This window comes from Clostridiaceae bacterium HFYG-1003, from assembly GCA_024579835.1.
In the GTDB taxonomy this organism is placed as follows: Bacteria; Bacillota; Clostridia; order Clostridiales; family Clostridiaceae; genus JG1575.
In genome coordinates this window covers 1193053-1219718 of the sequence record CP102060.1, presented here as the reverse complement: position 1 = coordinate 1219718, position 26666 = coordinate 1193053, and the positions used below count along the sequence as shown (strand labels likewise).

Sequence of the window (26666 nt, the reverse complement as noted above, 5' to 3'; positions counted from 1 at the left end):
CAGCTTCCGGCGATTCCCCTGATCTCGGGATCATCCGGATATAGGGGGACAGGATGCGATCCCACGAAAAAAGTCATGGGATCCTATCATTCCGGCGCGATGACCTCCGTGTGAATGCCCAGGGTCTGAGCTGAGCAAATCAAATCACTGTAAGGTGTTCCCTGTTCCAGCAGATATTCCCGGTAAAATGAAGAGACGACCTGTACAATGGAACGATGGGCCTCTTCGATGGGCAGATTCCGTTTGTCCTGCTTGTCACTGACCAGCCAGAACCAGTCGCAGAAGGTCATATGGACGGTCCGATCCATATAAATATACTGTCGGCAGTCTCCGCCGGCGTAGTGGTAGAGTGCTCGAACGGCCGCCTCATCCGCCAGAGCCGATGCATGCTCCTTGAGAAGGATTTCCCGGAACTTTTCCGGTGATTTGTCCTTTGCCTGCTCGACCCGGCGGCGCAGACGATCCCCGTAGCTGACGTCACCTCTTCGGAAATTCAGGATCGGTTTGTTCAAGCTTGCCCCACTTCCCGGAGTCGGTTCCGCATCCAGATACGTCAGGGCAGCATCCAGTAAAACGCCCGCTTTTGCCAGGGGATGGACCATGCTTTTCAGTACCGTCATGCCGCCCAGGGAATGCCCGGCCAGTGCGATCCGGTTCAGATCCAGCAAGTTGTTCCATTCGTCGGTCTCATTCAGGGCCGCCAGCTGATCCAGGACAAACATCATATCCTTGCTTCGGGCCTCGATCTGCGAAGTCCGTTCGTCAAAGGATGATTCTGCCAGAAGTCCTGGTTTCATGGGGACTGTTTCACCGGTTGGCAGCAGGGTAACATCGGTGTCATACAAATGACCCGTGGTTGCAACGACATACCCTTCGCGTACCAGCGGCTCGATGAGAAATAAATAGAAGTCGCGGTCTGCTTCCAGACCGTGGGAAAAGACGATCACCGGTCGAGGCTGACTCAGATCCGGTGCCGCATCATTCAAAAAAGAAGTTTCCAGCTGCTTCAGATGCTGAATGCGATCTTTCTTGCCTTCTCCGTAAATTTTAACCAGCAGCTCGGTTTGGGGGGCATACAGATCTTCATAATGTGAGGTCCCCTCCGCCATAGTCGGGTAAAAAATGCTGACGGGGATCCGGCGGAATGATTCTCCCGAATAAAAGTCCTGGCGGGAGAAATCGGTGAATAATTTTACCTTGCGGCCAATGCCCATAATGTGCCTCCTGATAACAATAGTTGTAGTATGTGAATAGCCTTCAGCCCTCAGGCGAAGGAAGTTAAAGAGCAATATGAAGGATTTTAAATAGCAATATAATGCTAAAGTTGTCTCGCCATGAACCATGAATTACAGCCTGTCACTCTGGTCTTGCTGTCCTCCTTTTGAAATGGCTTGTCGCGAAATATCATTTTGAATGGGGTTGTGATATTATTTTGGTACGAGGTGTTAACATGGCAAAATACAGCATCCAACGCGAGAAAGAAATAAAATTGCCGGCCAGAGTCAATGAATTCACGGCCTACCTGCTGACGATCAAAGGGAAAAGTCCGGGAACGGTCACTGCCTACAGCTATGATCTGACTGTTTTTTTGCGTTTTCTGATGATTTACAAAGGGATCGTACCGGAAGAAGTCGAGTTTGAGGAAATTGACCTCTCGGTCATCGACGACCGATTCCTTCAAAGTATTACTCTGCCCAATTTGTATGCCTATATGTCATTTCTGGAGAAGCAGCGGGAAAACTCGGCCACAGCCCGGGCTCGAAAGGTTGCTTCCATTAAGACATTTTTCAAGTTTTTGCACGGCAAAGCCCGAATCATTGATCAGGATCCGGCGTCTGATTTGGAATCACCGCGCATCCGCAAACGCAATCCAATCTACCTGAGCCTGGATGAGTCGGTCCTGCTGCTTCAATCCATGGATCACGCGCACCGGGATTATTACCGGGATTACTGCATCCTGACGCTCTTTTTAAACTGCGGCCTCCGGATCTCGGAACTGACCTCCATACAGCGCTCCATGTTGCGCGAGGATACGCTGCGCATCGTCGGCAAGGGCAATAAGGAACGAACGGTCTATTTGAACAAAGCCTGCCTGGCAGCGCTGGATAATCACCTGAAGACCATCGAGCTGGATGGCGTACTGCCGGAGTACAAGAATTACCTGTTCCTCTCGAATCACAAGCGCCCCATCAGCAAACGGACGGTGGAGCGGCTGGTCAAGAAGCACATCACCAACGCCGGGATCAACGCGGACCAATACACCCCCCATAAACTCAGACACACTGCCGCCACTTTGATGTATAAGCATGGCAATGTGGATCTGCGTTCGCTTCAATTGATCCTGGGGCATGAAAATCTCTCCACCACTCAGATCTATACCCATGTCGACGATGAACGGCTTCGGGACTCGGCGGATGCCAATCCCCTGCGCGACATCGACCGCTGGTCTGATCTGACCAGGGGAAAGAAGTAGCCTTACTGCAGGATCTGATCACGGGTGTCCGGCTGACATCCTTATCAATCATCTATTGTCATGAATATGAGGCAATTAGCTGGATTAACAAAGGTCAAGCAAATGGAATAATAGTCAGGTAAGCAATTGGAATAACCGTCGGGTCAATCAAATGGAATATCGCTCAGGTCAATCGAATAGGATGTTTTCGAAAGAATGACTTCGAAAGAATGACTTCGAAAGAATGACTTCGAAAGAATGAAAAAAGATCGGAAGTGATAAAACTCCCGATCTTTTTCATGGGAAGCCTAGTCCAGATCGTTGACCTTGACGGCGGTTTCCAGCGCGATCTTCATCATGTCGGTGAAGGTCTTCTGGCGTTCTTCGGAAGTCGTGGCTTCTCCTGTCACAAGTGAATCGGAGATCGTCAGGATGGCCAGTGCCCGAACTCTGGCCATGGCAGCCGCGGTATACAAACCGGCAGCTTCCATCTCAACGCAGAGGGTTCCGGCATTGGCAAACAGACCCTGGGCATTGGTTTCATCATAGAAGATATCTGAGGACAGGACATTTCCGACTTTGGCGTCCAGACCCAGTTCTTTAGCTGATTCATATGCCTTGGACAGAAGAGTGAAATCTGCAGTCGGCGCGTAATCCAGTCCGCGGAACCGGTTTTTGTTAAAACCATTGGTGGTGGAAGCGGATGAGGCAAGAACCACATCACGAATCACCACTTCCGGGATCAGGGCTCCGGCAGATCCGACGCGCATCAGATTCTTAACGCCATAATCATGGATCAGTTCATGAACATAAATGGAGATGGACGGGATGCCCATTCCGGTACCCATGACAGAAACCGGCACTCCCTTGTAGGTTCCGGTAAAGCCGAGCATGCCCCGGACTTCATTAAACTGAACGGGATTCTCCAGGAATGTTTCTGCGATGAATTTCGCTCTGAGCGGATCCCCCGGTAATAAGATCGTCTTGGCGATGTCGCCTGGTTTAGCTCCAATATGAATGGACATAGTTACCTCCTGAGTTCATTTGTATTTTGATCAAAAGCCTTTGATATCATTATAGAGAATCAGCCTGGGAAAAGGAATGTCTTCAAAGAAAGTTAAGAATGATCCCGCCAGGGCGCGCCAATTGCAATTTCCGGCTGCCCTGCTCAAGGGGGAAACCCGTAACACATGGAAACGGCGACACAAATAGACGGCATCCTGGCCCCTTCTGCCCCTGAAGCAATCGGGCTGATTTGATTCAGGGCAACTGAATCCGCCTGGCAGGCGGTCAAAGAGTCCGGTCTTTTCCCGAATGTGCTGAAACTGCGGCAAAACTAGAACATATTTACGGAACAAGTGTTTGTTTTCGGGGTCTGTTATGCTACAATGATATTAAATTATTAAAGAGAGGTGTCGTATGTCCGGAAAAGGAGAAAAACAAAGAGAAGTATACCGGTTTCTGCTGACCTACACAGAAGCCAAAGGATACCCTCCATCGGTTCGCGAGATTTGCGATGCGGTGGACCTGAGATCAACTTCGTCCGTCCAGAACCACCTGCAGAATTTAGAGAAGCAAGGCCTGATCCGGCGTGACCCCACGAAGCCCCGGGCTTTGGAAATTCCTGAACTTAATGACCGTCCTGAAATGGTTCGAATTCCTGTGGTAGGCCGCGTAACGGCCGGCGTCCCGATACTGGCTCAGGAAAACATAGAAGACCACTTCCTTATGCCCCTGCACTTTGTAAAACATGATAAAAACCTGTTCATTCTGAAAGTTCTTGGAGAATCCATGATCAACGCCGGCATCAACAACGGCGACCTCGCCATCATCGAGCAGGTGGAAGCCTGCAGCAACGGTGAAATTGTTGTTGCATTGATCGATGAGGAAGCGACCATCAAGACCTTCTACAAGGAACGCAATTACATCAGGCTCCAGCCGGAAAATGACACCATGGAACCAATCATTGTACCGGACTGCCGGATTCTCGGCCGCCTGGTCGGCATCTACCGGAAATACCGCTAACAAATCCTTCCCGAGAGATTGAAGCGATGGGATTTCAGCCAATGAAACGTTCCCTCTTCAACGGAAAAACAGAGGTCAGGAATAACTGAATCGTCTTTATAACAAGAACAGCGAGCTTTCGTAAGCTCGCTGTTCTTGTTATAGGGATGGGTTGTTCTAAAATTGGGTGTTGTGAACCGATGTTTCGGTCAGAAGATCTTACTGACTGAGGTTCGTCTTATTCCGGTCTGGAATTCTTCCTGCCGGTTTTCGACTCGGGATCTTCAAATTGCTTCATGCCTTTTTTATACTCTGAGTAGGTCTCCCGGTGCAGGACGCTGGCACTCCCCTTGCCCCGCTCCCGCGTCGCGTAGAGCAGAATCGTACAGGTGATCAGTACCAGGAACTGAAAAACCAGGATCCAGGGCGAATAGCGTTCCTCGATTCCGCTGTAGAACACCGAAGGAGTGTAGAAAAGCAGTACCAGGAATGAGATGACATAGGAAAAAAACAGCCAGGAGGTGCTCTTTTTTACGAACAGCAGGATCGCCGTCAGGATCAGGCCGATGGCCAGAAGAATCGGGATATAGCGGGCGAAGCCCCCCAGGTAGTCATCGAATATCAGCAGGCTCTGGTGAGCTGCCAGACGGTTGAATGCGTCATACAGGAGATATCCTCCCATGACCAGGTTGACCAACGCCACTCCGTTCATACGTTTCCCTCTCTAAAATTCGTCGTCCACGGCTTCCGGAACATCAATATCTTTTATAATGATCTTGAGATCCTTGATCCGACGTCCGCGGATGCGCAGTACTTCCATCCGGATCGCCAGATCATCCACTACATCGCCCTTTTCCGGAACGCGGCCCAGTTTCTCGATGAAGTAGCCGCCGATCGTATCCGCGTTCTCATTGTCCAGGTCCAGGTTCAGATCATCATTGAGCTGAGCGATTGTAACCATGCCGTCGACAATATAGGTGTCCGTATCAATCCGGTTAATTTCAGTGTAGGTAATATCATGCTCATCGAAGATATTGCCTACAATTTCTTCCAACAAGTCTTCGATCGTAACGATCCCTGAGAAACCGCCGTACTCGTCGATCAGGACGCACAGATGATGATTCTTCGCCTGCATTTCCTTGAACAGATCATCAATGTGCTTGGTTTCCGGCGCAAACAGGATTTCGCGCATGACTTTGCGAATATCCTTGACGGAGCCCTTATTGATGTATTCGCGGTAAATATCCTTTAGCACGAGCATACCGATAATATTGTCCGACTCGTTCTCATAGACCGGGATCCGTGAATAGCGGCCATTGGTCAGCATCCGAATAATGGTTTCCGGTTTTTCAGCAATATCCACCAGAAAAACATCGGTTCTCGGTGTCATGACTTCCCGGGCCAGTTTATTGTCAAATTCAAAAATCCCATCAAGCATATCACGTTCCGTCTGGTTGATGACGCCCCGTTCCTTGCCTTCCTCGATTTTCGCCCGAATCTCACTGATGGAGATTTCTTCCTCAATGTTATCCGAGTGGATGCCCAAAAGCTTGCCGAAGAACGTCGTGGAGCCGGAAAGCAGCCGGACAAACGGAATGGTAACCTTCGATATGGTGCTGACCGGTCCGGCCACGGCCAGGGCTATGGCTTCCGGCTTCTGGAGGGCGATGCGCTTGGGCAGAAGCTCCCCGAATACCAGCGTGAAATAGGACATAATCAGTGTGATGAGGATAAACGCGACGACTTCAGAGTATGGCGCCAGAAACGGCAGCTGGTCAAACAGCGGTGCCAGGCGCGACTCAAAGGACTTGGTCGCCTGACCGGCGGTAAAGAAGCCGGCAAAGGTAATACCGACCTGGATCGTCGCCAGAAAATTGGAGGGCGATGCCATCAGGTGTTCCAGCTTGGACGCTCGCTTGTCCCCTTCGGAAACCAGGTTGTGGATCTTGAAGCGGCTGGCAGAAACGATGGCCATTTCCGACATGGAAAAGAAACCGTTGATGAGGATCAGTACAATGATGATCAATATTTGGGGTAATATACCCGGTTGGTCCATTTTCTACTCCTGTTTCAATGTATTGGAAACGGCAATCAAAATGCCGGTCCTGGCATGATCAAATGTAATCCCGCCTTGCAGGTACGCAATATAGGGTTCCCGGATTGGGGCATCACAGGATAACTCGATGGAAGAGCCCTGAATGAAGGATCCGGAAGCCATGATGACCTGGTCATCATAGCCGGGCATGTCCCAGGGTTCGCATTCAACGAAGGAATCAACCGGTGCGCCGTATTGAATCCCTTTGACGAATCGAATCAGTTTACCCGGTTCGCCAAAGCGAATGGCCTGGATGATGTCCGTGCGGCGTTCTGTTGCCCTGGGTTTGACTTCATAACCCAGATGTTCCATGAGACGGGCACAGAAAATCGCGCCTTTGACGGCTTCCATCGAAATATGCGGCGCCAGGAAGAATCCCTGGAACATCAGCCGCGTAACGCCGAAAGTGGAACCGCATTCTCCGCCGATGCCCGGAACTGTCAGGCGGTATGCTGCCTGTTCTACCAGATCGGCCCGGCCCGCAATGTATCCGCCGGTGGGCGCAATGGAACCGCCTGGATTTTTGATCAGAGATCCGGCGATCAGATCCGCGCCAAGTTCAGTGGGCTCAACGGTCTCGATGAACTCCCCATAGCAGTTGTCTACAAAGATTATGATATCATCTTTTTGTTCTTTCACAAAACGAATGATACCTGCCATGACTGTCAAATTCATGGACGGACGCCAGCTGTAGCCGGTGGAACGCTGAATATGTACCATTTTCACGTCATGTTCGGCCAGCATCTGGCGGATCGTTTCCTTATCCGGCAGTCCATCCTTGAAATCCACTTCCAGATAATTAACGCCATAGTCCATTAAGGAACCGACATTTTTCTTTGAACCGATGCCGATGACATTATGAAGCGTGTCATAGGGGCGGCCGGTAATGGTCATGAGCGTGTCCCCTGGGCGCAGATTGCCGAACAGCGCAGCCGTGATGGCATGGGTGCCATTGACAAAATGCGGCCGCACCAAGGCACTTTCAGCACCGAAAACTCTGGCATAGACCGCGTCCAGCTTATCGCGGCCCAGATCCCCGTAACCATAGCCTGAGGACATGCTGAACATGGAATCACTGATGCGCTCCTCATGGAAGGCTCGGGTGACTTTCAGCTGATTGTACTCCCGAATCTCATCATAATAGGACAGTTCAGGGGCGAGCTCTTCCAAAACCCGGTCATGCAGGTCAAGCAGTTCATCGGAAATGCGGTAACGTGTTTTCAACAATTGTCTGGTCTTTTCTATCATAAAAATACTCCGTATCGAAAGATTCTGTTACACAAACCTGTGTCTCACAAAGAAGTATTTTATCATGAAATGACACAGTTTTCAAAAAACAACGGTTCCCTGCTGATATAGACAAAACTCTTTCGGATCATTCCATTATCTTTGGTTGAACCTGGGCTGATCTCTGGCTGAAGATCGACTGATCACTTGAGTTGCTGGCATCGGCTGAAGTTTCTCAGCGGACTTCTCTTCGCGAAAGACAAAGTTCGAATATCTCAGTTGATGTTCTTCCCTTTTCGGCGCAGAACGATTTCTCCCGCCAGTCCCATTCCTGAGACAAGCAGGAAACTGATGAGCCAGATCAGCCAGGCATTATTGGTTCTGCCTCCTCCCGGGTCGATTCCATCTCTTTGGAAAAGCATGGCCAGGACATATCCCCCGATATGTCCCGCCAGGACGAATCCAGTCAGAATCCGGCGCTTAAAGCCGATGGCCAGACTAAGAAGAATCAGTGCGATCAGCGCCATCAGATCCGGCCAGGACTTCATTCCATGCAGTCCGAAGGTCAGATGGCGAGTCAATAAATAGAAGATCCCCAGCAATGAGTAAGAGATCAGCACCATCCAAAGGTGGTTTCGTGTTCCGGGGGTACATGGTTCCTTCCTTTGAATTGAATTTTTTGATGTATTTTTATTCATAGGGTGATTCGTTTGCTGATTCGTTTGCTGATTCATGCTTGCCAGCTCCTTTGTTTGGCCGTTGTCAGTTCGAAAAAGGTTTTTTCATTGTCTGAACAGATGGGAAAAGGAAAGGCAGGCCAGGATAATGCCTGTGCCTGCCGGAATGATCTGAGTTATTGAACTGATGTGTTAGGCTTCGGCTCCGGTCATCTCGGTTTCATCTTCCTTGTTGTTGAAGAGGATGGGTTTGGACGGCGTAATGGTGGTGATGGCATGTTTATAGACCAGCATTTGCTTTCCGTCAGAGTCGAGGATGACAGTAAAATTATCAAAACCCTTGACGATGCCTTTCAGCTGAAAGCCATTGACCAGGTGGATGATTACTCCAAGTCTGGATTTTCTTGCCCCATTCAGAAAAATATCCTGAAGATTGTTCGTTGTCTTATTCATAGTTCCTCCCGTCGGGTAGTCCCCGCTTTCTATTTCTTGGGTGTCTGATGCGTTGAAACATCACTTTCTATTTTAGCGACCATTTGTTCATCTGTCATCAATTCTTTTGACAGTTCCGCACAGTTTGGATCATTTCGAAACCAGGTCATCTGGCGTTTGGCATAATTTCTGGATCCCTGCCTGATCTGATCCACTGCTTCCTCCAGGGACACCTTCCCCTCCAGACAGTGAAGCAGTTCCTTGTAGCCGATCCCCTGCATGCTCTGATGCATCGGTCCTAGTCCCTGCGCCTGAAGCGACCGGACCTCTTCCAGAAGACCTTCCGCCATCATGACATCAACCCGGCGGTTGATCCGGTCGTAGAGGCGGGTTCGGTCCATGCTGATCCAGTAATAGTAGATCTCCAGATCCTGGCGCAGCACCTTTTCCTCCCCATATTCCGAGAACGCCCGCCCGGTCATTTCCTGAACCTCCAGTGCCCGGATGACCCGCTTGACGTTGTTGGCATGGATGCGTCCGGCAGAGACGGGATCCTGCTGCTGGAGAAGCTGATGCAGCGCTTCCCGCCCCTGGTCCCGGAGAACATCTTCATACTTGCGGCGAATTTCGTCTGACCGGTCAGCCGCCGTGAATCCCAGCGGATAGATGACGGAGTTGATGTAGAGACCCGTTCCCCCGGTGAGGATCGCAATATGACCGCGCTCATGAATCTGCTCGATGGTCTTCAATGCCAGTGTCTGATATTCAGCGGCGGAGAAGGCAGTGGCCGGGTCAAGAAAATCCAGGAGATGATGCGGAACCCCCCGCATGTCCTCCGGCTTGATTTTGGCTGAACCGATGTCCATGCCCCGGTAGATCTGCATGGAATCACAGGAAATGATTTCACCGTTGAGGCGCTGTGCCAGTTCCACCGCCAGGTCAGACTTGCCGACGCCCGTGGGGCCGGCCAGAACAATAACCCGCCGCTCCATCATTGGATCCTCCGAAACATCTTTTCGATCTCAGTCCGGGTGAAGCGGATCATGGTGGGACGGCCGTGCGGACAGGTGAACGGCTCCTTGAGGTAACGCAGGTCTTCTAAAAGGTGCTGCATTTCGGGCAGGGTCAGTTCGTCATTGGCTTTGACGGAAGCCTTGCAGGCCGCCGTCGCGATCCTCAGATAGCGAATTTCCTGACTGGTCCCCTTCCCCAGGTTTTTCAGATTGTCCAGTATGCTCTTGAAATAGGACTCGGCGTTGCTGCCGCTCAGGAACAGCGGAACTTCCCGTACATTCAACGTCCGCTCCCCGAAGGCTTCAATGGCAAAGCCCGCGGCCTGAAATACCGCCTCATTCTCCAGCCAGACGGCGTAGTCATCCACCGCCAGATCCAGGACCTGAGGCAGCAGGAGCGGCTGGATGGGAAGATCACCCTGGAGCAGATCCTCCATATAGCGTTCAAAGTTGATTTTCTCATGGGCCGCATGCTGATCAATCAGGTAGAGGGCATCGCCCAGTTCCGCCAGAATGTAGGTCTTGCTGAACTGCCCCATTATGCGGGGCATGGGGAACTTCGGAAGGACTTCCTCGGCTGCTTTCGGCAGTTGTATCTCGGGGGCAGAGCCCGTGGGTTGGGGACTCTGGCTGATGGGGTTATCCAGCCGGTGATGGGCCGTGTCGGATTTGAGGTCAACGGGCAGTCGGACTTCGGTGGGTTCGTCCTCCGGTCGGGGCCAGGTTTCCTGAACGTGAGCCGGTTCCTGGAAATAGCTTGATGAATCCGGCCGAGGGGAAGCTTCTTCCCGGATCAGACTGTCACGGGAGGTTTTGTCAAAGGGCATAAAATCGGCGGATTGAATGGGCTGGCCCGCGGTTTCGGGGGTTGTCTCCCGGACCGGATCAGAGGCCAGGCCCTGTTCAAAGCCCAGGTTGCCCTGATACATGGTGCGCAGCGTGCCGTGGATTGTTTCAAAAACGGTGTGGAACATAAGCCGTTCATCGCTGAACTTGACTTCCGCCTTCTGGGGATGAACATTGACATCCACCGTATGGGGCGCCAGTTCCAGGAAGAGGACAAAAAACGGGAATTTATTGATGGTGATAAAGCTCTTGAACGCCTGCTCGACGGCGGCGGTCAAAGAGCGGGAGGTAATGTAGCGGCCATTGATAAAGATCGTCTGCTGATTGCGCGAGCCGCGGGCGATCTCCTCATTGCCGATGTAGCCGTGGATTTTAATGCCGTCGGCTTCCCGTTCAAACCAGGTCACCTGCTCGGCGGTCTTGCGATTGTAGACACTGCGGATGACATCGAGCAACTTCCCGGTGCCGTAGGTCCGGAATACAAGCTTCTCGTTGTTGTAGAAGGTGAAGGCGATCTGGGGCTGAGACAGAGCCAGCCGGGTCAGGATATCCGTGACGTTGGCCGTTTCCTTCTGCGCGGTCCGCAGGAACTTCAGCCGGGCCGGGACATTGTAGAACAGATCCCGGACATCGATGATCGTGCCCTGATCCAGGGCCGAGTATTTCCGGAATTTTTCCTCGCCGCCTTCGTAGAACACCTCCATGCCGTCCTGTTCCTCTTTGGCATGGCTTTTCAGCAAAGTGCGCGAGACAGCGGCGACACTGGCCAGCGCTTCGCCGCGAAAGCCCAGGGTCATGATATCGAAGATATCATTAATTTCTTTGATTTTGCTGGTGGCATGGGGCAGGAAAGCCCGTTCCATGTCCGCATTGCGGATGCCGTGTCCGTCATCGAGAATGCGGATCAGGTCCAGACCGCCGTTGACTACTTCAACGGTAATATTTCGGGCGCCGGCATCGATGGAATTCTCCACCAGTTCCTTCACCACCGAGGCGGGCTTCTCCACGACTTCCCCGGCCGCGATCTTGGAGGCCGTTTCCTGACTGAGCAGGTTGATTCTGAATTCGGGCACGTTAATCTCCTTTCAGCTGATTTTGCAGTTCATACAGCTTCATCATGGCTTCCATGGGACTCATGGCGTTGAGGTTCAGTCCGCGCAGTGCGTCCAGCACTTCCTGGGCACAGCCGCCGCCTTCATCCAGCAGCACATCCATGAAGTTCAGCTGCTGAATCCGCTCGGTTCGCTCCTTGATCTTCTTCTTTTTCCCGGAGTCTTCCAGACCCAGCAGAATCTCGCGGGCCCGCTGGATGACTTCCTGGGGCAGGCCGGCCAGCCGGGCTACTTCGACGCCGTAGGATTCATCCGCGCCGCCGGGAATGATCTTGCGCAGGAAAATGATGGACTGACCCACTTCCTTCACGGCAACGGAGTAATTGCGCACGCCGGGCAGCTGTTTCTCCAGGGCGATCAGTTCGTGGTAATGGGTGGCAAAGAGGGTTCTGGCCTTGATGCCGTCTTCCTTCATCAGGTGTTCGGTCACTGACCAGGCAATGGCCATGCCGTCGTAAGTGCTCGTTCCCCGCCCCACTTCATCCAGCAGGATCAGGCTGTCATGGCTGGCGTTCTTAAGGATATTGGAGACTTCGGTCATTTCCACCATGAAGGTGGACTTGCCGCCGGACAGATCATCCGACGCGCCGATGCGGGTGAAGATCCGATCGGTGACGGACAGATCGGCGGACACCGCCGGAACGAAGGATCCGATCTGAGCCATTAAGGTGATTAAGGCCACCTGGCGCATGTAGGTGCTTTTTCCGGCCATGTTGGGACCGGTGATGATCAGGAAGTTGTTCTTCTTAAAGTCCAGCAGCGTGTCATTGGCAATGAATTCGCCGCGCGGGATCATGGCCTCCACGACCGGGTGGCGTCCGTCGGCAATCTTGATGACGCCCTGATTGTTGAACGACGGGCGGACATAGCTGCGATCCAGGGCAACCTTGGCAAAAGCGGCGTAGCAGTCCAGCTGGGCCAGAACTGCAGCGGTCCGTTTGAGCCGTTCCGTATTGGCTTCAACCTGGTCCCGCACCTGGACGAACAGGCTGTATTCCAAATCCTGGAGCTTTTCCTCGGCGCCCAGGATTTTTTCTTCCATTTCCTTGAGTTCCTCGGTGATATAGCGCTCCGCATTGGCCAGGGTCTGCTTGCGCACATAGCGCCCTTCCGGGATTTTTCCGAAATTGGCCTTCGTGATTTCAATGTAGTAGCCGAACACTTTGTTGAACCCGACTTTCAGGGAAGAGATGCCCGTGACGCTGCGTTCCTGGGCTTCCAGCTGAGCGATCCACTGGCGGCCATGGCGCTTGATGTCGCGCAGCTCGTCGACGCCCTTGTCATAGCCGGCTTTGATGATTTCGCCTTCCTTCGACGAGACGCCGGCGTCCTCTGAAATGGCCCGCCCGATCAGATCTGCGATATCGGCCAGTTCATCGAGTTCTTCGCGCAGTTCTTCCAGCACGCCGTACTGCACCTGTCCCAGCAGCTGCTTGACTGTGGGGATCCGTTCCAGCGACTGCTTCAGGCTGAGCAGCTCCCTGGGATTGATGTTCTTCTGGGCCACTTTGCCTGACATCCGCTCGATGTCATAGACGCCTTTGAGCGTCTCGCGGATTTCCTCGTTGAACCCGATGTCCCGGTAGAGCGCTTCCACGGCGTCCAGCCGGTTCTGGATCTCCTGCTGCACAATGAGCGGCTTTTCAATCCAGCGCCGCAGATTGCGTGCCCCCATGGCCGTCATGGTCTGGTCCAGGATCCAGATCAGGCTGCCGCGCTTGGACTTGTCCACGATGTTTTCCGTCAGTTCCAGATTACGCCGGGTGTTCAGATCCAGCGCCATGGTATCGGAGACGGCATAGGCTTCCAGGGTCGTCAGATGAGACAGCGACATTTTCTGAGTGCTTTTCAGATAGTTCACCAGCCCCAGGACGCACTGCTTGCCGTTATAAGGGACGCTGCCCTGGATGTGGGTAAACTCATGATGGAGGACGGCGTCCTCTTCCAGGGGCAGCAGATGCCCCTGCAGGGTGACTGCCGTGCGGACTTCCCGGCGGACCAGTTCGGCCACCTCGTCTTCTTCAAACAGCAGGATTTCCCGGGGATCGTACTTGGCGATTTCCGAACGGAGAATTTCCAGATCATAAGGAAAGCTGGCGGTCAGAAAATCACCGGTGGTGATATCGGTGACAGCCAGAGAGATTTCCGGATAGGAGCCATTGCCTGCGCCTTTTTTGATCGCCATCAGATAGCTGTTGGCATCCTCGGTCAGGAAGGTTTCATCATTGATGGTACCGGGCGTAATGATCTTGATCACATCGCGCCGGACAATGCCCTTGGCCAGGGCAGGATCTTCCATCTGCTCACAGATCGCGATGCGGTAGCCTTTGTCGACCATCCGGCCGATGTAGTTTTTGGCCGCATGGTAGGGAATGCCGCACATGGGGGCTCTCTCCTCCAACCCGCAGTCCCGCCCGGTCAGAACCAGTTCCAGTTCCTTGGACGCCACCTGGGCATCCTCAAAGAACATCTCATAGAAGTCACCCAGCCGGAAAAACAGGATACAGTCCGGGTATTCTTCCTTTAACTTGAAATATTGCTGCATCATGGGTGTCAGTGCCATGTGAATACCTCTTTTCTGCAATTTGCGCGGAATCCCGCAGGATCCCGCCGTGGGAGCATGGATTGCCCCAGGTTGCGCCGACACCCTTTTCAGGACTGTCCGGCGCGGCTTTCCCGGTTTGTGCGGGAAGCCATAGTATAACTGTAGCACAGGTTCCAGCCCTTGCCAAAGTAAGGGAAACCTGCAGCGAAAAAAAACTATGCGGCCGGTCCGCTGGGGCGAGAAGACCGGGAGACATAGTTTTTTAAGTCATGGGATGAACCGCTGTTTAACTGCTGTGTTCGACGGCTTCTCCATACAGATTGAAGGAATTTGCACGGGTGATGCGGACCGGAATGAACTGCCCCACCAGGGTTGCATCCCCTGGGAAGTTGACGAGCTTGCCGGTCCGGGTTCTTCCGGAAAATACAGTTTCGTTGGTCTTGCTGGGACCTTCCACCAGCACTTCATGGATCTGTCCCACCAGGGCCTCATTGCGCTCCATGGCTTTGCGGTTGACCACTTCCACCAGACGGTTAAACCGTTCATGCTTGACTTCATCGGAAATCTGGTCCGGCATGCGGTCAGCCGGGGTGTTGTTGCGATTGGAGTAGATGAAGGTGAAGGCCAGATCATAGCCAACTTCCTCACACAGGCTCAGTGTTTCCGAAAAGTCTTCCTCGGTTTCTCCGGGGAAGCCGACAATGATGTCGGTGGAGAGGGCGACTCCGGGAAGTTCCCGGCGTACCGTTCGTATCAAATCAAGATAGGTTTCCCGGTCATATTTGCGGTTCATGATGTTCAGAATGCGGCTGGAACCGCTCTGCACCGGCAGATGAATCTGCTCTGTGATGTGTTCTGATTCCTTCATGGCACGGATCACTTCAAGATCGATGTCCTTGGGATGGCTGGTCATGAAGCGAATCCGGCGTACGCCAGGGAGGTCATTGACCATGCGCAACAGCTGAGCGAAGCTCACCGGTTCCTCAAGGCCCTTGCCATAGGAATTGACGTTCTGACCCAACAGAGTGAATTCGACATAGCCCTGAGCAATCAGCTCGCGGATTTCCTGCAGAATGGCCTGGGGGGTTCTGGACTTTTCCCGGCCGCGGACATAGGGTACGATGCAGTAGGAGCAGAAATTGTCGCAGCCGTACATGATCGTCACATAGGCCGACAGTCCGGATTCGCGTTCTACCGGGACCCCTTCCACAATCCGCTGCTCATCGGACAGAATTTCCCGGACCTGAACTTTGTCCCGCTTGGCCTGGAACAGATATTCCGGGAACTTCCAGGCATTGTGGGTGCCAAATACAATATCAACATAGGGATAGCGCTTCAGGATGTGCTCCGCCACGCCCTGCTGCTGCATCATGCAGCCGCAGACTGCAATGATCATCTCCGGATTCTTCTCCTTGAGTTTTTTGAGCATGCCCAGATTACCGTAAACTTTCAGCTCAGCATTTTCCCGGACACAGCAGGTGTTGAAAATGATACAGTCTGCCTGATGCTTGAACGGAGTGGGTTCATATCCCATCCCCTTCAGCATGCCGGCCAGCTTTTCCGAGTCTTCCTCGTTCATCTGGCAGCCCCAGGTTTCAATGAAGTACTTCAGTCCCTGTCCCATGGGCTTTGCCTTGTCCGATTCCAGTGGTTTATACATAAGGATTCCATGCTCTGCCGAGCCGGAATCAGTGTGATTCAATGCGCTTTGTTCTTCAGATTTGCTTTGTTCCATTTCAGTTGTCACGGGAAATCACCTCTTCTATCTCGATATTATAACAGAAATCGACCACCTGTTCCAATTCTATGGGAAGTCGCCTGAGGGTGGTCTTTCGGGCGGCTATTTGAGCAGCGGCAGCCTTTTGAGCAGCAGACTTCAAAGCAATGATCCTCATAGCAACGAAGATAGTCCCTGTCCGATGAGTCTCTCGCTGATTTTACTCACCAACGCCCAAAAATCCTAGAGCTAATTGAAATGCGGCACGGAGAGAATTCGATCCATTCGGTTTCACCAGATCCCAGGTTTCTTCCGGGATTGGCTTCCATCATCCACTAGCCAGCCATGAATAAAGATCCTGCCCGTTGGACAGGATCTTTATATCAGTTCAGTTCCTCCGTACCGTCTCCTGCAGGCTTATCCGTCGATTCAGGTTAATCCCACATGACAGGTTAACTTCTCGAGACAGGTTAACTTCTCGAGACAGGTCAATTTCCCAGCAAGGATTTTCAAATGGGTGTCCGAGGAGCTTCGCATCACTGTTTTTTCTGGTAGATCCACTGACTTTTATTGTACATGGTCTTGAAGCCGTGTTCCTCATACAGGGAAATGGCCCGGGTATTGTCCTCATAGACTTCCAGCATGATCTGTCGTATGCCCTGCTCTTTGGCAGCGTTCAGCAAGGCGTCCAGCAGGATGTGTGCCAGTCCTCTGCCCTGATAGGGTGGCAGCACCCCGAAGTTGACCAGATAGAACGCAGAACTGTTGGTGATGATCTGGCCATAGGCACAGGGGGTGCCATCCCATCTGAGGAGCAGGGACAGCCGATCAATGTAGCTTTTGTTCTTCATTTCCGTCTGGACGTCGAGCCAGACCAGCGGCGTACGGCTTTTATCATGGAATACGCCGTTTTGAATGTTTACCCGGTCGGTCATGTCCTGAGAGGATTCGACCGGGGCGATTCGGATGTGCTCCAGGATCTCTTCCGACAGAGGATGACTCCGGTGAAACTCCAGAGGCAAATTCATGACCCGATGGTTTTTTTTTCGCAAAAATCCGATATGTTCCAGCACGCTTTCATTCAGCGGCCGGTCACAGGTATGATATTCAAATTTATCATGCATCAGCTTCAGACTGACTTTATCGAAGCATTCAGTCCGGATGAAATGGTAAAGCTCGTCCTGAGGCACCTCGACCCGGTCATCGAGAATCATCGTTTCGATGGGATGGACGACAGCTGCTTTCTTATAGTTCAGATAGAATACCGGCACCTGGCGATAAAACACCAGCTTGTCCACGGAACGGGCTGTCATCCGCGAGATAAAATTCTGATCAAATGTCTGGGGCTGCGCCGGTTGATTCAGCGTATTAAACAGTGCTGCCCGGGCAAAGAAATCAGGGTACTTCTGGAGATCCTCTGCTTGGGCGTTATGTAATTGAAAATCTGTCATAGCTGTCTCCTCTCCCCTTTTACTGGCCTGGTTCAGGCAGGACACTCAATACTCTTATTCTAAACCAAAATCAGGTTCTGATATATAATTTTGCTCAAAAAGATGACAATGGTGCCGCCTGGTGCTCCAAAGGATTCAGAATTTTGAATTTCATGATGCACAAGCCGGTTGACTGCCTGAATGAGCGGCTGGGGGCTACGCGAAAAAACGCACTCCGGAATCGGAGTGCGTCTGCAATGTTCGGTTTAACCGGGATTATTCGACAGCCTTCACGCTGAGGGATACTTTCTTGTCCTTTTCATTGGAATCCAGGACCATGACCTTGATGGTGTCCCCAATGGTCAGTACATCGCTGGGCTTTTCCACTCTGGCATGGGACAGCTGGGAGATATGAGCCAGTCCGTCGACGCCGGGTTCCAGTTCGATGAACGCGCCGAAGTCCGTGAAGCGGACCACTTTGCCAAGTACGATGGATTCATTCGGGTACTTCTCGGAAATGTTCTTCCAGGGATCTTCCTGAAGAGCCTTCATGGAGAGCGACAGCTTTTTGTTCTCCTTGTCAATGCCGATGATCTTGACCTGAACCATGTCACCGACCTTCAGAACGGAGGATGGCTTTGGAATCTTGCCGTGGGTGATTTCTGAAATGTGGAGCAGTCCATCCACGCCGTTAATGCTGATGAATGCGCCAAAGTCTGTGAGGCGCTCCACGCGGCCTTCATGAACCTGATCGACTTCCAGTTCTTCCCAGGTCTTGCCTTCCAGCGCCTGTTTCTCTTTGAGCATATGCTTCTTGCGGGATCCGACAATGCGGGTTGAGCCTCTTCTTTCTTCTGCCTCGATAACGTTGATGTCAATTTCCTGACCAACAAACTGCTTGAGGTCGCGGACTGAGTTAACATCGACATGGGAAGCCGGGATGAAGATGCGATGACCCTTGTAGAAGGCAACCAGACCGCCCTTGACTGCTTCCTTGACTCTGGCCGGGATGGTTTCATCCTTGCCCAGAACGGCCAGAAGCTCATCCTTGGATGCTTCGCGCTGTACTTCTTTTACAGACAGGATGTAGAAGGAATCATTCTCGATGGGACGGCGGATGATCTTAGCTTCTACTTCGTCTCCGATGGACATCAGATCGGTCAGTTTGGCTGAATCATCGAAGGAAACTTCGTCAAGGGCAAGTTTGCCGTCATTGCCGGCTCCGATGAGCGCGATGATGGCTTCTTTGTCATCCAGCTGAATGACTTTGCCTTTGATGATCTGTCCCATCCGAACCGGATGGTCATATTTCTGCATGAGTTCTTCCATGGTCATTTCTTCTTCGGGCTTTTCTGCAACGGCTTCTGCAACCGGCTCAGAAACTTCCACTGTCGCTTCTTCTGCAACCGGTTCAACAACTTCTTCTGCGACCAGTTCAGCAACTTCCTCTGTCACGGCTTCTGCTTCTTCAGCAACCGGAGCGGCAGTCTCTTCGACAGGCGCAGTCTGTGTCACTGCGGCTTCGTTGGTTGTTTCTTCCAGCACCGGAGTGTTCTCGTCAATTCTCATTTCGTCGTTCATAATAGTTCAATTGCCTCCTTGATGATCCAGTCCGGGGTTGACGCACCGGCTGTGACTCCAATTTTCTCGTAACCTTTGAGCTCTTCGATATATTGTTTTAATTCTTCAGCATTTTCCACAAAGAAAGTGTGATTGCAGTTTGTCTTGCAAATCTCATAGAGCTTCGTCGTATTGGAGGAATGCTTTCCTCCAATAACAACCATCGCATCCACTTCCCTGGAAAGTTTCGTGGTGGAGGTCTGACGCTGCTCCGTGGCGGCACAGATGGTGTTGATCGCAACCATTTCTTTGGTGCGGGTGGCCAGTGTTCCAATGAGTTTTTCCCAGTTGGACTGCCGTTCGGTGGTTTGAGCCACAACGCAACATTTCGCCGGGATGGTGAAGTCAACATCCCCTCCCTTGGAAATCAATGCGCTGTTGCCGCACCAGCCGTTGATGCCGATGACTTCCGGATGCGAAGCATCCCCGAGGATGATGATCCGATAGCCTTTGGCATGATACTCACTGACTTTGCGTTGAATGTTTGTAACGTATGGGCAGGTCAGATTCAGGACTTTATCCGTTATCGTACCCAGTTCTTCCAGTTTTGCCTTTGTCACACCGTGACTCCGGATCAATATGGTGTCATCCTTTGTTACACTGCCGAAGTTTTCTTCAGAAATTGCATGGATTCCGCTTTGTTCCAGCTTCTTCACCACATCGCTGTTATGGATCAGTTCTCCGAAGGTCAGAACCCGTCCTTTGGGATTTTTCATATCCAAAGCGTTGGTTACAGCCCTCTGAACGCCAAAACAGAACCCCGCGTGATCGGCCAGAATAATTTCTCTCATGGCTCTGCTCCTGTCCTCGACTTCGATTGGTTCATCGTGTCAGGATACACTCCAACACTCATACATTATACATGAAAACGGGCTGAATTTCCACCTTACCCATGATAAAACACGGGTTCGTCGGGCGTTGGCATCCCATCCCGCCGGCCCGCTTTCAGGCCCGGGTCAGTCAATCGGTGTCAGATCCGGACGCAGCGAGGCGGCTTCATGCAGATATACCGGAATGGTCCGGCGGTCTTTGGGCAGATCAAGCTGGATCTGAATGCGGATGCACATAGGCAGGGTCCCGACTACATTCATTTCATTGAAATGCAGAAGGGAGGCTCGCGTCAGACCTCGTTCCAGTCGAACATACTTCCCCGGATAGTCGCAGTCGATGTCCCGGGTGCAGGTGAAAATCACCGATACGATATCTTCCGGTTCAAAGGAGTTTGCCTGACGAATTCGATCCCAAAGTTCCAGTGTCCGCTCGCGTAGGTTTTCGGCTTCATTGGCAGTTACTGTGGTAGCTCCCCGCAGCGCGATCATAGGCTTACCCCCGCCAGATGGCCCGTCGAGATGGCAATCTGCAAATTGTAGCCTCCGGTAAAGGCATCGACATCGATGAGTTCACCGCAGACGGATCCGTTGGAATAGCGGATCAGTTTCATCGTGGAAGGATCGACTTCCGACACATCGACTCCTCCGCGGGAAATGATAGCTTCCGCCAGGGGCCGCGTGCCCTTTACGGTAAAGGTCAGATGCTTGATCGACTCAAGCAGCGCGCGGCGCTGCTGCTTTGTCACTGAATGAACCTTGGTATCGGGCGGAATCTTTGCCCGCTCCAGAATCAGGGGAATCAGCCGGCCGATCAGAAGATCGGACAGGCCATTCGCCAAATCTTTGTTCTGATATTTGGCAAAATCGCGCAGGATTCTGGCATCCAGCATTTCTTCCGTCAGTCCCGGTTTCAGGTCAATTTCACAATGCATAGAACCCTGCGTCCGCAGACAGCTGGCTGACAGTACCAGCGGACCGGATACTCCGTCATGGGTAAACAGCATCTCGCCCAACTCCTGATAAAGGACCCGTTTGCCTTCCAGCAGCGTAAATGTCACGTTCTTCAGGGAAACCCCGGCCAGCTGAACAACCTCGGGTTCTTTGACCGTCAGCGGGATCAGACTGGGCGTAAACGGCTGAGTTTTGATGCCCAGACCTTTTAGCATTCCCAGAATGCCGCCGTCGGATCCGGTCAGAGGGTAACTGCCGCCTCCCGCTGCCAGAATGTAATGATCCGCCGTCTTGAGTCCCCGGCTGGTCACCAGTCCGGTAATCTGTCCGCCGGTATGGCGAATGCCCTGGACCTGGGTTTCATATTCAATGGTTACGCCCAGCCGCTCCAGCTCCCGTCGAAAGACGCCGATTACATCGGAGCTTTTGTCCGACAGTGGAAATACCCGCTGACCCCGCTCTGTTTTCAGCTTCAGTCCTCTTTCTCTGAGCCAGTCCATCAGCTGAACATTGGAGTATGTATAAAGCGCGGAATACAGAAATTCCGGATTGCGTGGAATGGATGGGAAAAAATCACTGATATCAGAAGCATTGGTCACATTGCAGCGCCCTTTGCCCGTGATATACAGTTTCCTGCCGATTATTTTATTACGTTCCAGCACGGTCACTTCATGACCGCAGCCCGCCGCCGCGATGGCGGCCATCATTCCGGACGCTCCTGCGCCAACGATCAGTACTTTCAATGAGATTACCTTATCCTTCTTTGAGTTTGAGTCTGCTTAACAGACCTTTCTTTTTCAATATACAACACCTGCTCCTAATTTGCATCCACCGCCTGTCCCAGACGGCTGCTCCATCCGAACAATGTGGTTGAAATCCTTCGCTGCCGACTCAATGGTCGCAGTAGCGGCAGCTCGATGATTCTGCGATTCTGAGCATTGTCAGCAGATTCCGGGGCTTCTCATACAAAAATGGCGTGCAGGTTCATGGATCCATCCTGCAAAAAAAGAAAAACCAGACTTGCGAGAGCCACACCATATGATCTCACGTGTCTGGTTTTTTTGATGTTCTTTAATCTTTAATGGGAAAAATGATTCTTAGTAATCGCCCTGAGCCATCATTGCCTTGGCAACTTTGTCAAATCCAGCGAGGTTAGCGCCAGCCACGAGGTTGTAGCCGAAGCCGTATTTTTCAGCGGCGTCCATGGCGTTCTTGTGGATGTTGAACATGATCTGCTTCAGCTTGGCATCTACTTCTTCTTCGGTCCAGGAGAATCTCATGGAGTTCTGAGCCATTTCCAGAGCGGAAACGGAAACTCCACCGGCATTGGCTGCCTTGGAAGGTCCGACGATGAGGCCCTTTTCCTGGAAGTAGTTTACTGCTTCATTGGTGCAAGGCATGTTGGCGCCTTCACAGATGTACTTGATGCCGTTGGCAACAATCTGCTCAGCGTGTTCAATGCGGATGTCATTCTGCATTGCGCAGGGCATGATGATGTCAACTTTTCTGCCCCATGGTTTTTCTCCGGGGAAGAATTCCACGCCGAATTTGTCAGCGTAGTCCTTGACCTTGTTGCGGCCTGAGTTTCTCATCTCGACCATGTAGTTCCATTTTTCCGGGGTGTTGACGCCGTTCGGATCATAGATGTATCCGTCCGGTCCGGACAATGTAACGACTTTACCACCGAGGTGGCTGACCTTCATGCAGGCGCCCCATGAAACGTTGCCGAATCCGGAAACGGCCACAGTTTTGCCTTCCATAGTGTCATTCTCGTGCTTGAGGATCTCATTGCAGAAGTAAGCGATACCGAAACCGGTTGCTTCCGGACGAATCAGGGATCCGCCGTAAGGGATGCCTTTTCCGGTCAGAACGCCGTTCTCGAATACGCCCTTAATTCTCTTATAGGTTCCATACAGGTATCCGATTTCTCTTCCTGCAACACCCATGTCACCAGCCGGTACGTCAACGTCCGGTCCGATGTGGCGATACAGTTCCATCATGAAGCTTTCGCAGAAACGACGGATTTCAGCATCGGATTTGCCAGTCGGGTCGAAGTCAGCTCCACCTTTTCCGCCGCCGATCGGGAGACCGGTCAGGGAGTTTTTCAGGATCTGTTCGAATCCGAGGAATTTAATAATTCCAAGATAAACATTGGGCTGGAATCTCAGACCGCCCTTGTAGGGTCCGATGGCGCCGTTGAACTGAACACGGTAGCCTCTGTTGACATGCAGGTTGCCTGCATCATCTCTCCACGGAACCTTAAACATGATCTGCCGCTCGGGTTCTACAAACCGCGAGAGCAGGTTGTTTTCGATGTACTCAGGGTGCTGTTCCAGAATTGGTTTCAGTGAATGGAAGACTTCTTCCACCGCCTGGATGAATTCTGGTTCGTTGGCGTTTCTTTTTTTGACATCCTCAAGGACACTTTCAATATATTCTTTTGGTGCCATGATGTTGTTTGCCATGAATGATAACCTCCTAAACATGAATGTTACTGCTTACATAAACATTTTACTATCAAATGTCCGTTTTGTAAGGTCAAAATCAAACTTTACCACCTTTGCATAAAAACATTTACATAAACTACCTTTCTGTAATTTTCGTTCACAAAATTTTAAAAAAGGCCAAGAACTCAAATGTTAGTTTGATAAAATCGGCGAAAGTTATCGCTCTGATAAGTAAATTTCAGAAAATTTAACCCATTACAAATGGACTTTTAATAATAAGCATAAGTTGTCACTTATCGATATAAGCAAAAAACAACGGTGTCCAAAAACCGGGTGGTTTTTGGACACCGTGGAACGACATCAGTTGATGTCCGCTGAACATCAGGTCAGGAATACTTTGTTCTCTTCCCAGATTTCTTCCAGCTTGGAGAACGTTTCGCTGACTGCCTGGCGGCGCTTCAAACCGACTGAGATGATGATGGCGTTGATAATCGACATGGGTGCTACCAGCGAATCGACGAAGGAAGCCATGTTGCTCTGAGCGATGACCGTCAGATCAGAAATGGCTGCCAGTGGCGACAACAGCGAATCCGTCAGGCACAGCACCTTAGCGCCGCGGCCGCGGGCAAATTTCAGGATCTGGACTGTTTTGATCGAATAGCGCGGGAAACCGATGCCGATAATGACATCATTGGGTCCCAGATGGAGCATTTGCTCATAAATGTCGCTCATCCCATGCTGCAGCACAAGAACGTTGTTCAAAATCAGATTCAGGTAGAAACCGAGGAATTCCGACAGCGCGGAGGAGCTGCGCAGGCCGATGATATATACTTTGTTGGCATTGACGATATGGTCGACAAAGGCATCAAAGGTTCTCTGGTTTACCTTTTCCATGGTGGTTCGGATGTTTTCCATATCAGCCTTGAGCACACTTTTCAGCGCATTTTCCTCATCCACCAGATCATTGGTCAGTTCCAGGCGCTGAACCGCGGTCAGTTTGGTCTTAACCAGTTCCTGCAGTGATTTTTGCAGTTCCGGATAGCCCTCATAGCCCAGTTCAATCGCAAAGCGAACCACCGTGGATTCAGAGACGCCGACATTCTGCCCCAATTTGGCAGCTGTCATGAAGGCGGCCTTGTCATAATGCTTCAAAATAAAGTCGGCGATCATTTTCTGACCTTTGGACAGTCGCGTAAACTTGGACTGGATGATCCTCATCAGATCCAGGTTGGTAGTTTCCATGCAGATTATTCCTTCCTTTTTTCCACAGTCAATAAGCTGGGAGGCTGATTGCTTCGATTGATAAAGTTGTAGTGGATCACACCGTAGTCACGTTCCGGGAGGGCCTGCACAAAATCAAGCACCGCCCTGGCCTCTTCCCCGCCATCGTGGCCTGTATAAAGAGCGATGGAAATAAAGCCGCCGGGACGGAGAATATGCAGTGCGGCCTGAAGTGACGGGATGGTCCGGTCGGCCGTGGTGGTCGTCTGTTTGTCCCCACCGGGTAGATACCCTAAATTATACACGATCAGGTCTGGATTTGCATGAAAACTTTCAATTGCAGCATGGTCCATGCAATATTTCATGACATTCGATTTTGCCGGGTAGTTTTCCACCGCATGCGGCAGAATATCCATTGCAATGACTTCCTCGAACCAGTCGGCCAGAAAATCCGCATCGTGACCATTGCCCAGCGTGCAGTCCATGGCCAGCTTCCCGCCATCGGGAAACAGGCTGCGAATGATCCGGTGAGACAGGTCGCTGACTCCGGTCACCAGGGAAAAGCGGCTCATTCGGACTTCTCCTGGCCCCAAAGCGTCAACTGGGTCTCTTCCCCCTCGTCATCATCCGGAAGTATCTCCAGATCACCTTCCTCAGAGCCTGTTCCTACCCGCCGGAGCAGGGATTGATAGGTTTCATCCTCTGAGAAGGCCTTGAGGTTGGAAAAGCCGAACTGACGCAGGAATTCATCGGTTGTCGCATAGAGTTTTGGTTTGCCTGGCACGTTCTTTCGGCCAATGACCGTAATAAAGCTTCGTTCCAGCAGCTTGCTGAGGACATAGTCAGAACTGACGCCGCGGATTTCATCCACCTCCACCCGGGTTACCGGCTGCTTGTAGGCGATGATGGCCAGGCATTCCAGCGCGCCCTTGGACAGAGTCTGTCGTTCGTTGACCTGGGCGAGCTTGAGCACCGAACTGGAATAGTCCAGTTTCGTGGTCAGCTGGATCCGATCCTCCAGCCGAATAATCTGAAGACCGCGCTCTGCCCTCGCGTAATCCAGCGCCATCTCCTCCAGCAGCATCTCCACAGCATCCGGCACCACGTCCAGCAGTGTGGCCATTTCCCGAACCGTCATGGGATCCCCGGCTGCAAACAGCACCGCTTCCAGCCGGCCTTTCAGCTCTTCCTTTCGAATGAGCGTCCCCTTATTCCAGTGTTCCAGTCGGTCCATGGTTGCTTCCTCCTTGTGGTGCTTCCCAATCATCCGGCAGTTCCTGCTCGGCTCGTTCCTGTATAATCAGCTCGCCGCCCGCCTCGGACTGATAGACCACAACGTCCAGATTTCGAACCATCTCCAGCAAAGCCAGGAAAAAGACGATGATTTCCGATCGGCCGCTGGCTTGCTCCATGATCTGGGAGAAGCGGAACGATTTATATTTTTGCAATGTATCTTTCAGTTCTTCGATCTTATCTTCCACCTTGAATGCGTCCGTGCTGATGCGGCGTTCAATCACGGTGGAGGTATTCATTTTGTCCTTCTGGCGGTCCAGCAGTTCCATGTAGAGCAGGAAAAATTTGTCCGGTCCGAAATTCGGCGGAATGATGATTTCAATGGTTCGATCCTCCGGCAGCGTCATGGGCAGGCGTGTCACCAGCACATCCTCCTGATGGAACCGGCTCATCAGGTCATAGGCTTTCTCCCGGAAGAATTCATATTCCTGCAGCTTATGCAGGAGCAGTTCGCGGGAAGGAATTTCGGCCTCATCCGCTGATTTTTTGGGCAGAAGTTCCCGGCTTTTGATTTCAATCAGTGTCGCTGCCAGCACAAAAAATTCAGTAGCGACTTCCAGATCGAGCTCTTCCATCGCGCGAAGAACGGCCATGTACTGTTCCGTGATTTCATATATTTTGATGTCGGTAATTTCCATTTTGTTGACCTTGATCAGTTTCAGCAAAAGATCGAAGGGTCCTTCAAAATTATCTAAATGAAGATTAATCTGTTCCATGGCAATGTCTCCTACCTTGGAATTATATCACAGAGGCA

23 protein-coding genes are annotated in these 26666 nt (G+C 51.8%); 2 read left to right on the top strand and 21 right to left on the bottom strand.

What is annotated here, in order from left to right:
- Positions 1–86: 86 nt before the first annotated feature.
- A complete protein-coding gene (locus tag NQU17_05580; GenBank protein ID UUM13033.1) occupies positions 87–1214 on the bottom strand; it encodes a hypothetical protein in 1128 nt (375 codons plus the stop codon).
- Between the two features lie 236 nt (positions 1215–1450).
- On the opposite strand from NQU17_05580, the gene NQU17_05575 reads away from it, so the two are divergent.
- A complete protein-coding gene (locus NQU17_05575; protein UUM13032.1) occupies positions 1451–2473 on the top strand; it encodes a tyrosine recombinase XerC in 1023 nt (340 codons plus the stop codon).
- Between the two features lie 287 nt (positions 2474–2760).
- Here NQU17_05575 and deoD read toward each other — a convergent pair whose 3' ends face one another.
- The gene (deoD, locus tag NQU17_05570; GenBank protein UUM13031.1) at positions 2761–3477 is read right to left on the bottom strand and encodes a purine-nucleoside phosphorylase; all 717 of its coding nucleotides are present in this window, start codon (positions 3475–3477) and stop codon (positions 2761–2763) included.
- A gap of 394 nt (positions 3478–3871) precedes the next feature.
- On the opposite strand from deoD, the gene lexA reads away from it, so the two are divergent.
- The gene (lexA, locus tag NQU17_05565; protein UUM13030.1) at positions 3872–4477 is read left to right on the top strand and encodes a transcriptional repressor LexA; all 606 of its coding nucleotides are present in this window, start codon (positions 3872–3874) and stop codon (positions 4475–4477) included.
- Positions 4478–4694: 217 nt separating this feature from the next.
- On the opposite strand, the gene NQU17_05560 is transcribed toward lexA, so the two are convergent.
- The 19 genes from NQU17_05560 to NQU17_05470 form a co-directional block, all read right to left on the bottom strand.
- On the bottom strand, positions 4695–5168 hold the full coding sequence (locus tag NQU17_05560) for a hypothetical protein (GenBank protein ID UUM13029.1): 474 nt from the start codon (positions 5166–5168) through the stop codon (positions 4695–4697).
- 12 nt (positions 5169–5180) lie between these two features.
- Positions 5181–6482: a hemolysin family protein gene (locus NQU17_05555; GenBank protein ID UUM13028.1), complete on the bottom strand. Its 1302-nt coding sequence runs from the start codon at positions 6480–6482 to the stop codon at positions 5181–5183.
- Positions 6483–6515: 33 nt separating this feature from the next.
- Positions 6516–7799, bottom strand: coding sequence for a methionine gamma-lyase family protein (locus tag NQU17_05550; GenBank protein ID UUM13027.1), 1284 nt, complete (start codon positions 7797–7799; stop codon positions 6516–6518).
- Positions 7800–8053: 254 nt separating this feature from the next.
- Positions 8054–8401, bottom strand: a complete 348-nt coding sequence (locus tag NQU17_05545; GenBank protein UUM13026.1) for a hypothetical protein — start codon at positions 8399–8401, stop codon at positions 8054–8056.
- Between the two features lie 246 nt (positions 8402–8647).
- Positions 8648–8908, bottom strand: a complete 261-nt coding sequence (gene hfq, locus NQU17_05540) for an RNA chaperone Hfq (GenBank protein ID UUM13025.1) — start codon at positions 8906–8908, stop codon at positions 8648–8650.
- Positions 8909–8937: 29 nt separating this feature from the next.
- Positions 8938–9882 carry a tRNA (adenosine(37)-N6)-dimethylallyltransferase MiaA gene (gene miaA / locus NQU17_05535; protein UUM13024.1) on the bottom strand — a complete coding sequence of 315 codons (945 nt, stop codon included), beginning with the start codon at positions 9880–9882 and terminating at the stop codon, positions 8938–8940.
- Positions 9879–11819 carry a DNA mismatch repair endonuclease MutL gene (mutL, locus tag NQU17_05530; GenBank protein ID UUM13023.1) on the bottom strand — a complete coding sequence of 647 codons (1941 nt, stop codon included), beginning with the start codon at positions 11817–11819 and terminating at the stop codon, positions 9879–9881. The genes miaA and mutL overlap by 4 nt, the downstream gene beginning before the upstream one ends.
- A gap of 1 nt (position 11820) precedes the next feature.
- Positions 11821–14421 carry a DNA mismatch repair protein MutS gene (mutS, locus tag NQU17_05525; GenBank protein ID UUM13022.1) on the bottom strand — a complete coding sequence of 867 codons (2601 nt, stop codon included), beginning with the start codon at positions 14419–14421 and terminating at the stop codon, positions 11821–11823.
- Positions 14422–14689: 268 nt separating this feature from the next.
- On the bottom strand, positions 14690–16063 hold the full coding sequence (miaB, locus tag NQU17_05520; protein UUM13021.1) for a tRNA (N6-isopentenyl adenosine(37)-C2)-methylthiotransferase MiaB: 1374 nt from the start codon (positions 16061–16063) through the stop codon (positions 14690–14692).
- A gap of 593 nt (positions 16064–16656) precedes the next feature.
- A complete protein-coding gene (locus NQU17_05515) occupies positions 16657–17571 on the bottom strand; it encodes a GNAT family N-acetyltransferase (protein ID UUM13020.1) in 915 nt (304 codons plus the stop codon).
- A gap of 255 nt (positions 17572–17826) precedes the next feature.
- Positions 17827–19131, bottom strand: a complete 1305-nt coding sequence (locus NQU17_05510; GenBank protein UUM13019.1) for a S1 RNA-binding domain-containing protein — start codon at positions 19129–19131, stop codon at positions 17827–17829.
- On the bottom strand, positions 19128–19961 hold the full coding sequence (ispH, locus tag NQU17_05505) for a 4-hydroxy-3-methylbut-2-enyl diphosphate reductase (GenBank protein UUM13018.1): 834 nt from the start codon (positions 19959–19961) through the stop codon (positions 19128–19130). Before ispH ends, NQU17_05510 begins: the two co-directional genes overlap by 4 nt.
- A gap of 165 nt (positions 19962–20126) precedes the next feature.
- On the bottom strand, positions 20127–20489 hold the full coding sequence (gene aroH, locus NQU17_05500) for a chorismate mutase (protein UUM13017.1): 363 nt from the start codon (positions 20487–20489) through the stop codon (positions 20127–20129).
- Complete coding sequence (locus tag NQU17_05495) at positions 20486–21694, bottom strand: NAD(P)/FAD-dependent oxidoreductase (protein ID UUM13016.1); 1209 nt, start codon at positions 21692–21694, stop codon at positions 20486–20488. Before NQU17_05495 ends, aroH begins: the two co-directional genes overlap by 4 nt.
- A 354-nt stretch (positions 21695–22048) precedes the next feature.
- On the bottom strand, positions 22049–23416 hold the full coding sequence (gdhA, locus tag NQU17_05490) for an NADP-specific glutamate dehydrogenase (protein ID UUM13015.1): 1368 nt from the start codon (positions 23414–23416) through the stop codon (positions 22049–22051).
- Between the two features lie 363 nt (positions 23417–23779).
- Positions 23780–24640, bottom strand: coding sequence for a MurR/RpiR family transcriptional regulator (locus tag NQU17_05485; protein UUM13014.1), 861 nt, complete (start codon positions 24638–24640; stop codon positions 23780–23782).
- A gap of 5 nt (positions 24641–24645) precedes the next feature.
- Positions 24646–25191, bottom strand: coding sequence for a class I SAM-dependent methyltransferase (locus NQU17_05480; GenBank protein ID UUM13013.1), 546 nt, complete (start codon positions 25189–25191; stop codon positions 24646–24648).
- Positions 25188–25853 (bottom strand): SMC-Scp complex subunit ScpB, encoded by a 666-nt coding sequence (gene scpB, locus NQU17_05475; GenBank protein ID UUM13012.1) that lies wholly within the window; start codon positions 25851–25853, stop codon positions 25188–25190. Before scpB ends, NQU17_05480 begins: the two co-directional genes overlap by 4 nt.
- Positions 25828–26628: a segregation/condensation protein A gene (locus NQU17_05470; GenBank protein UUM13011.1), complete on the bottom strand. Its 801-nt coding sequence runs from the start codon at positions 26626–26628 to the stop codon at positions 25828–25830. Before NQU17_05470 ends, scpB begins: the two co-directional genes overlap by 26 nt.
- Positions 26629–26666 lie beyond the last annotated feature (38 nt).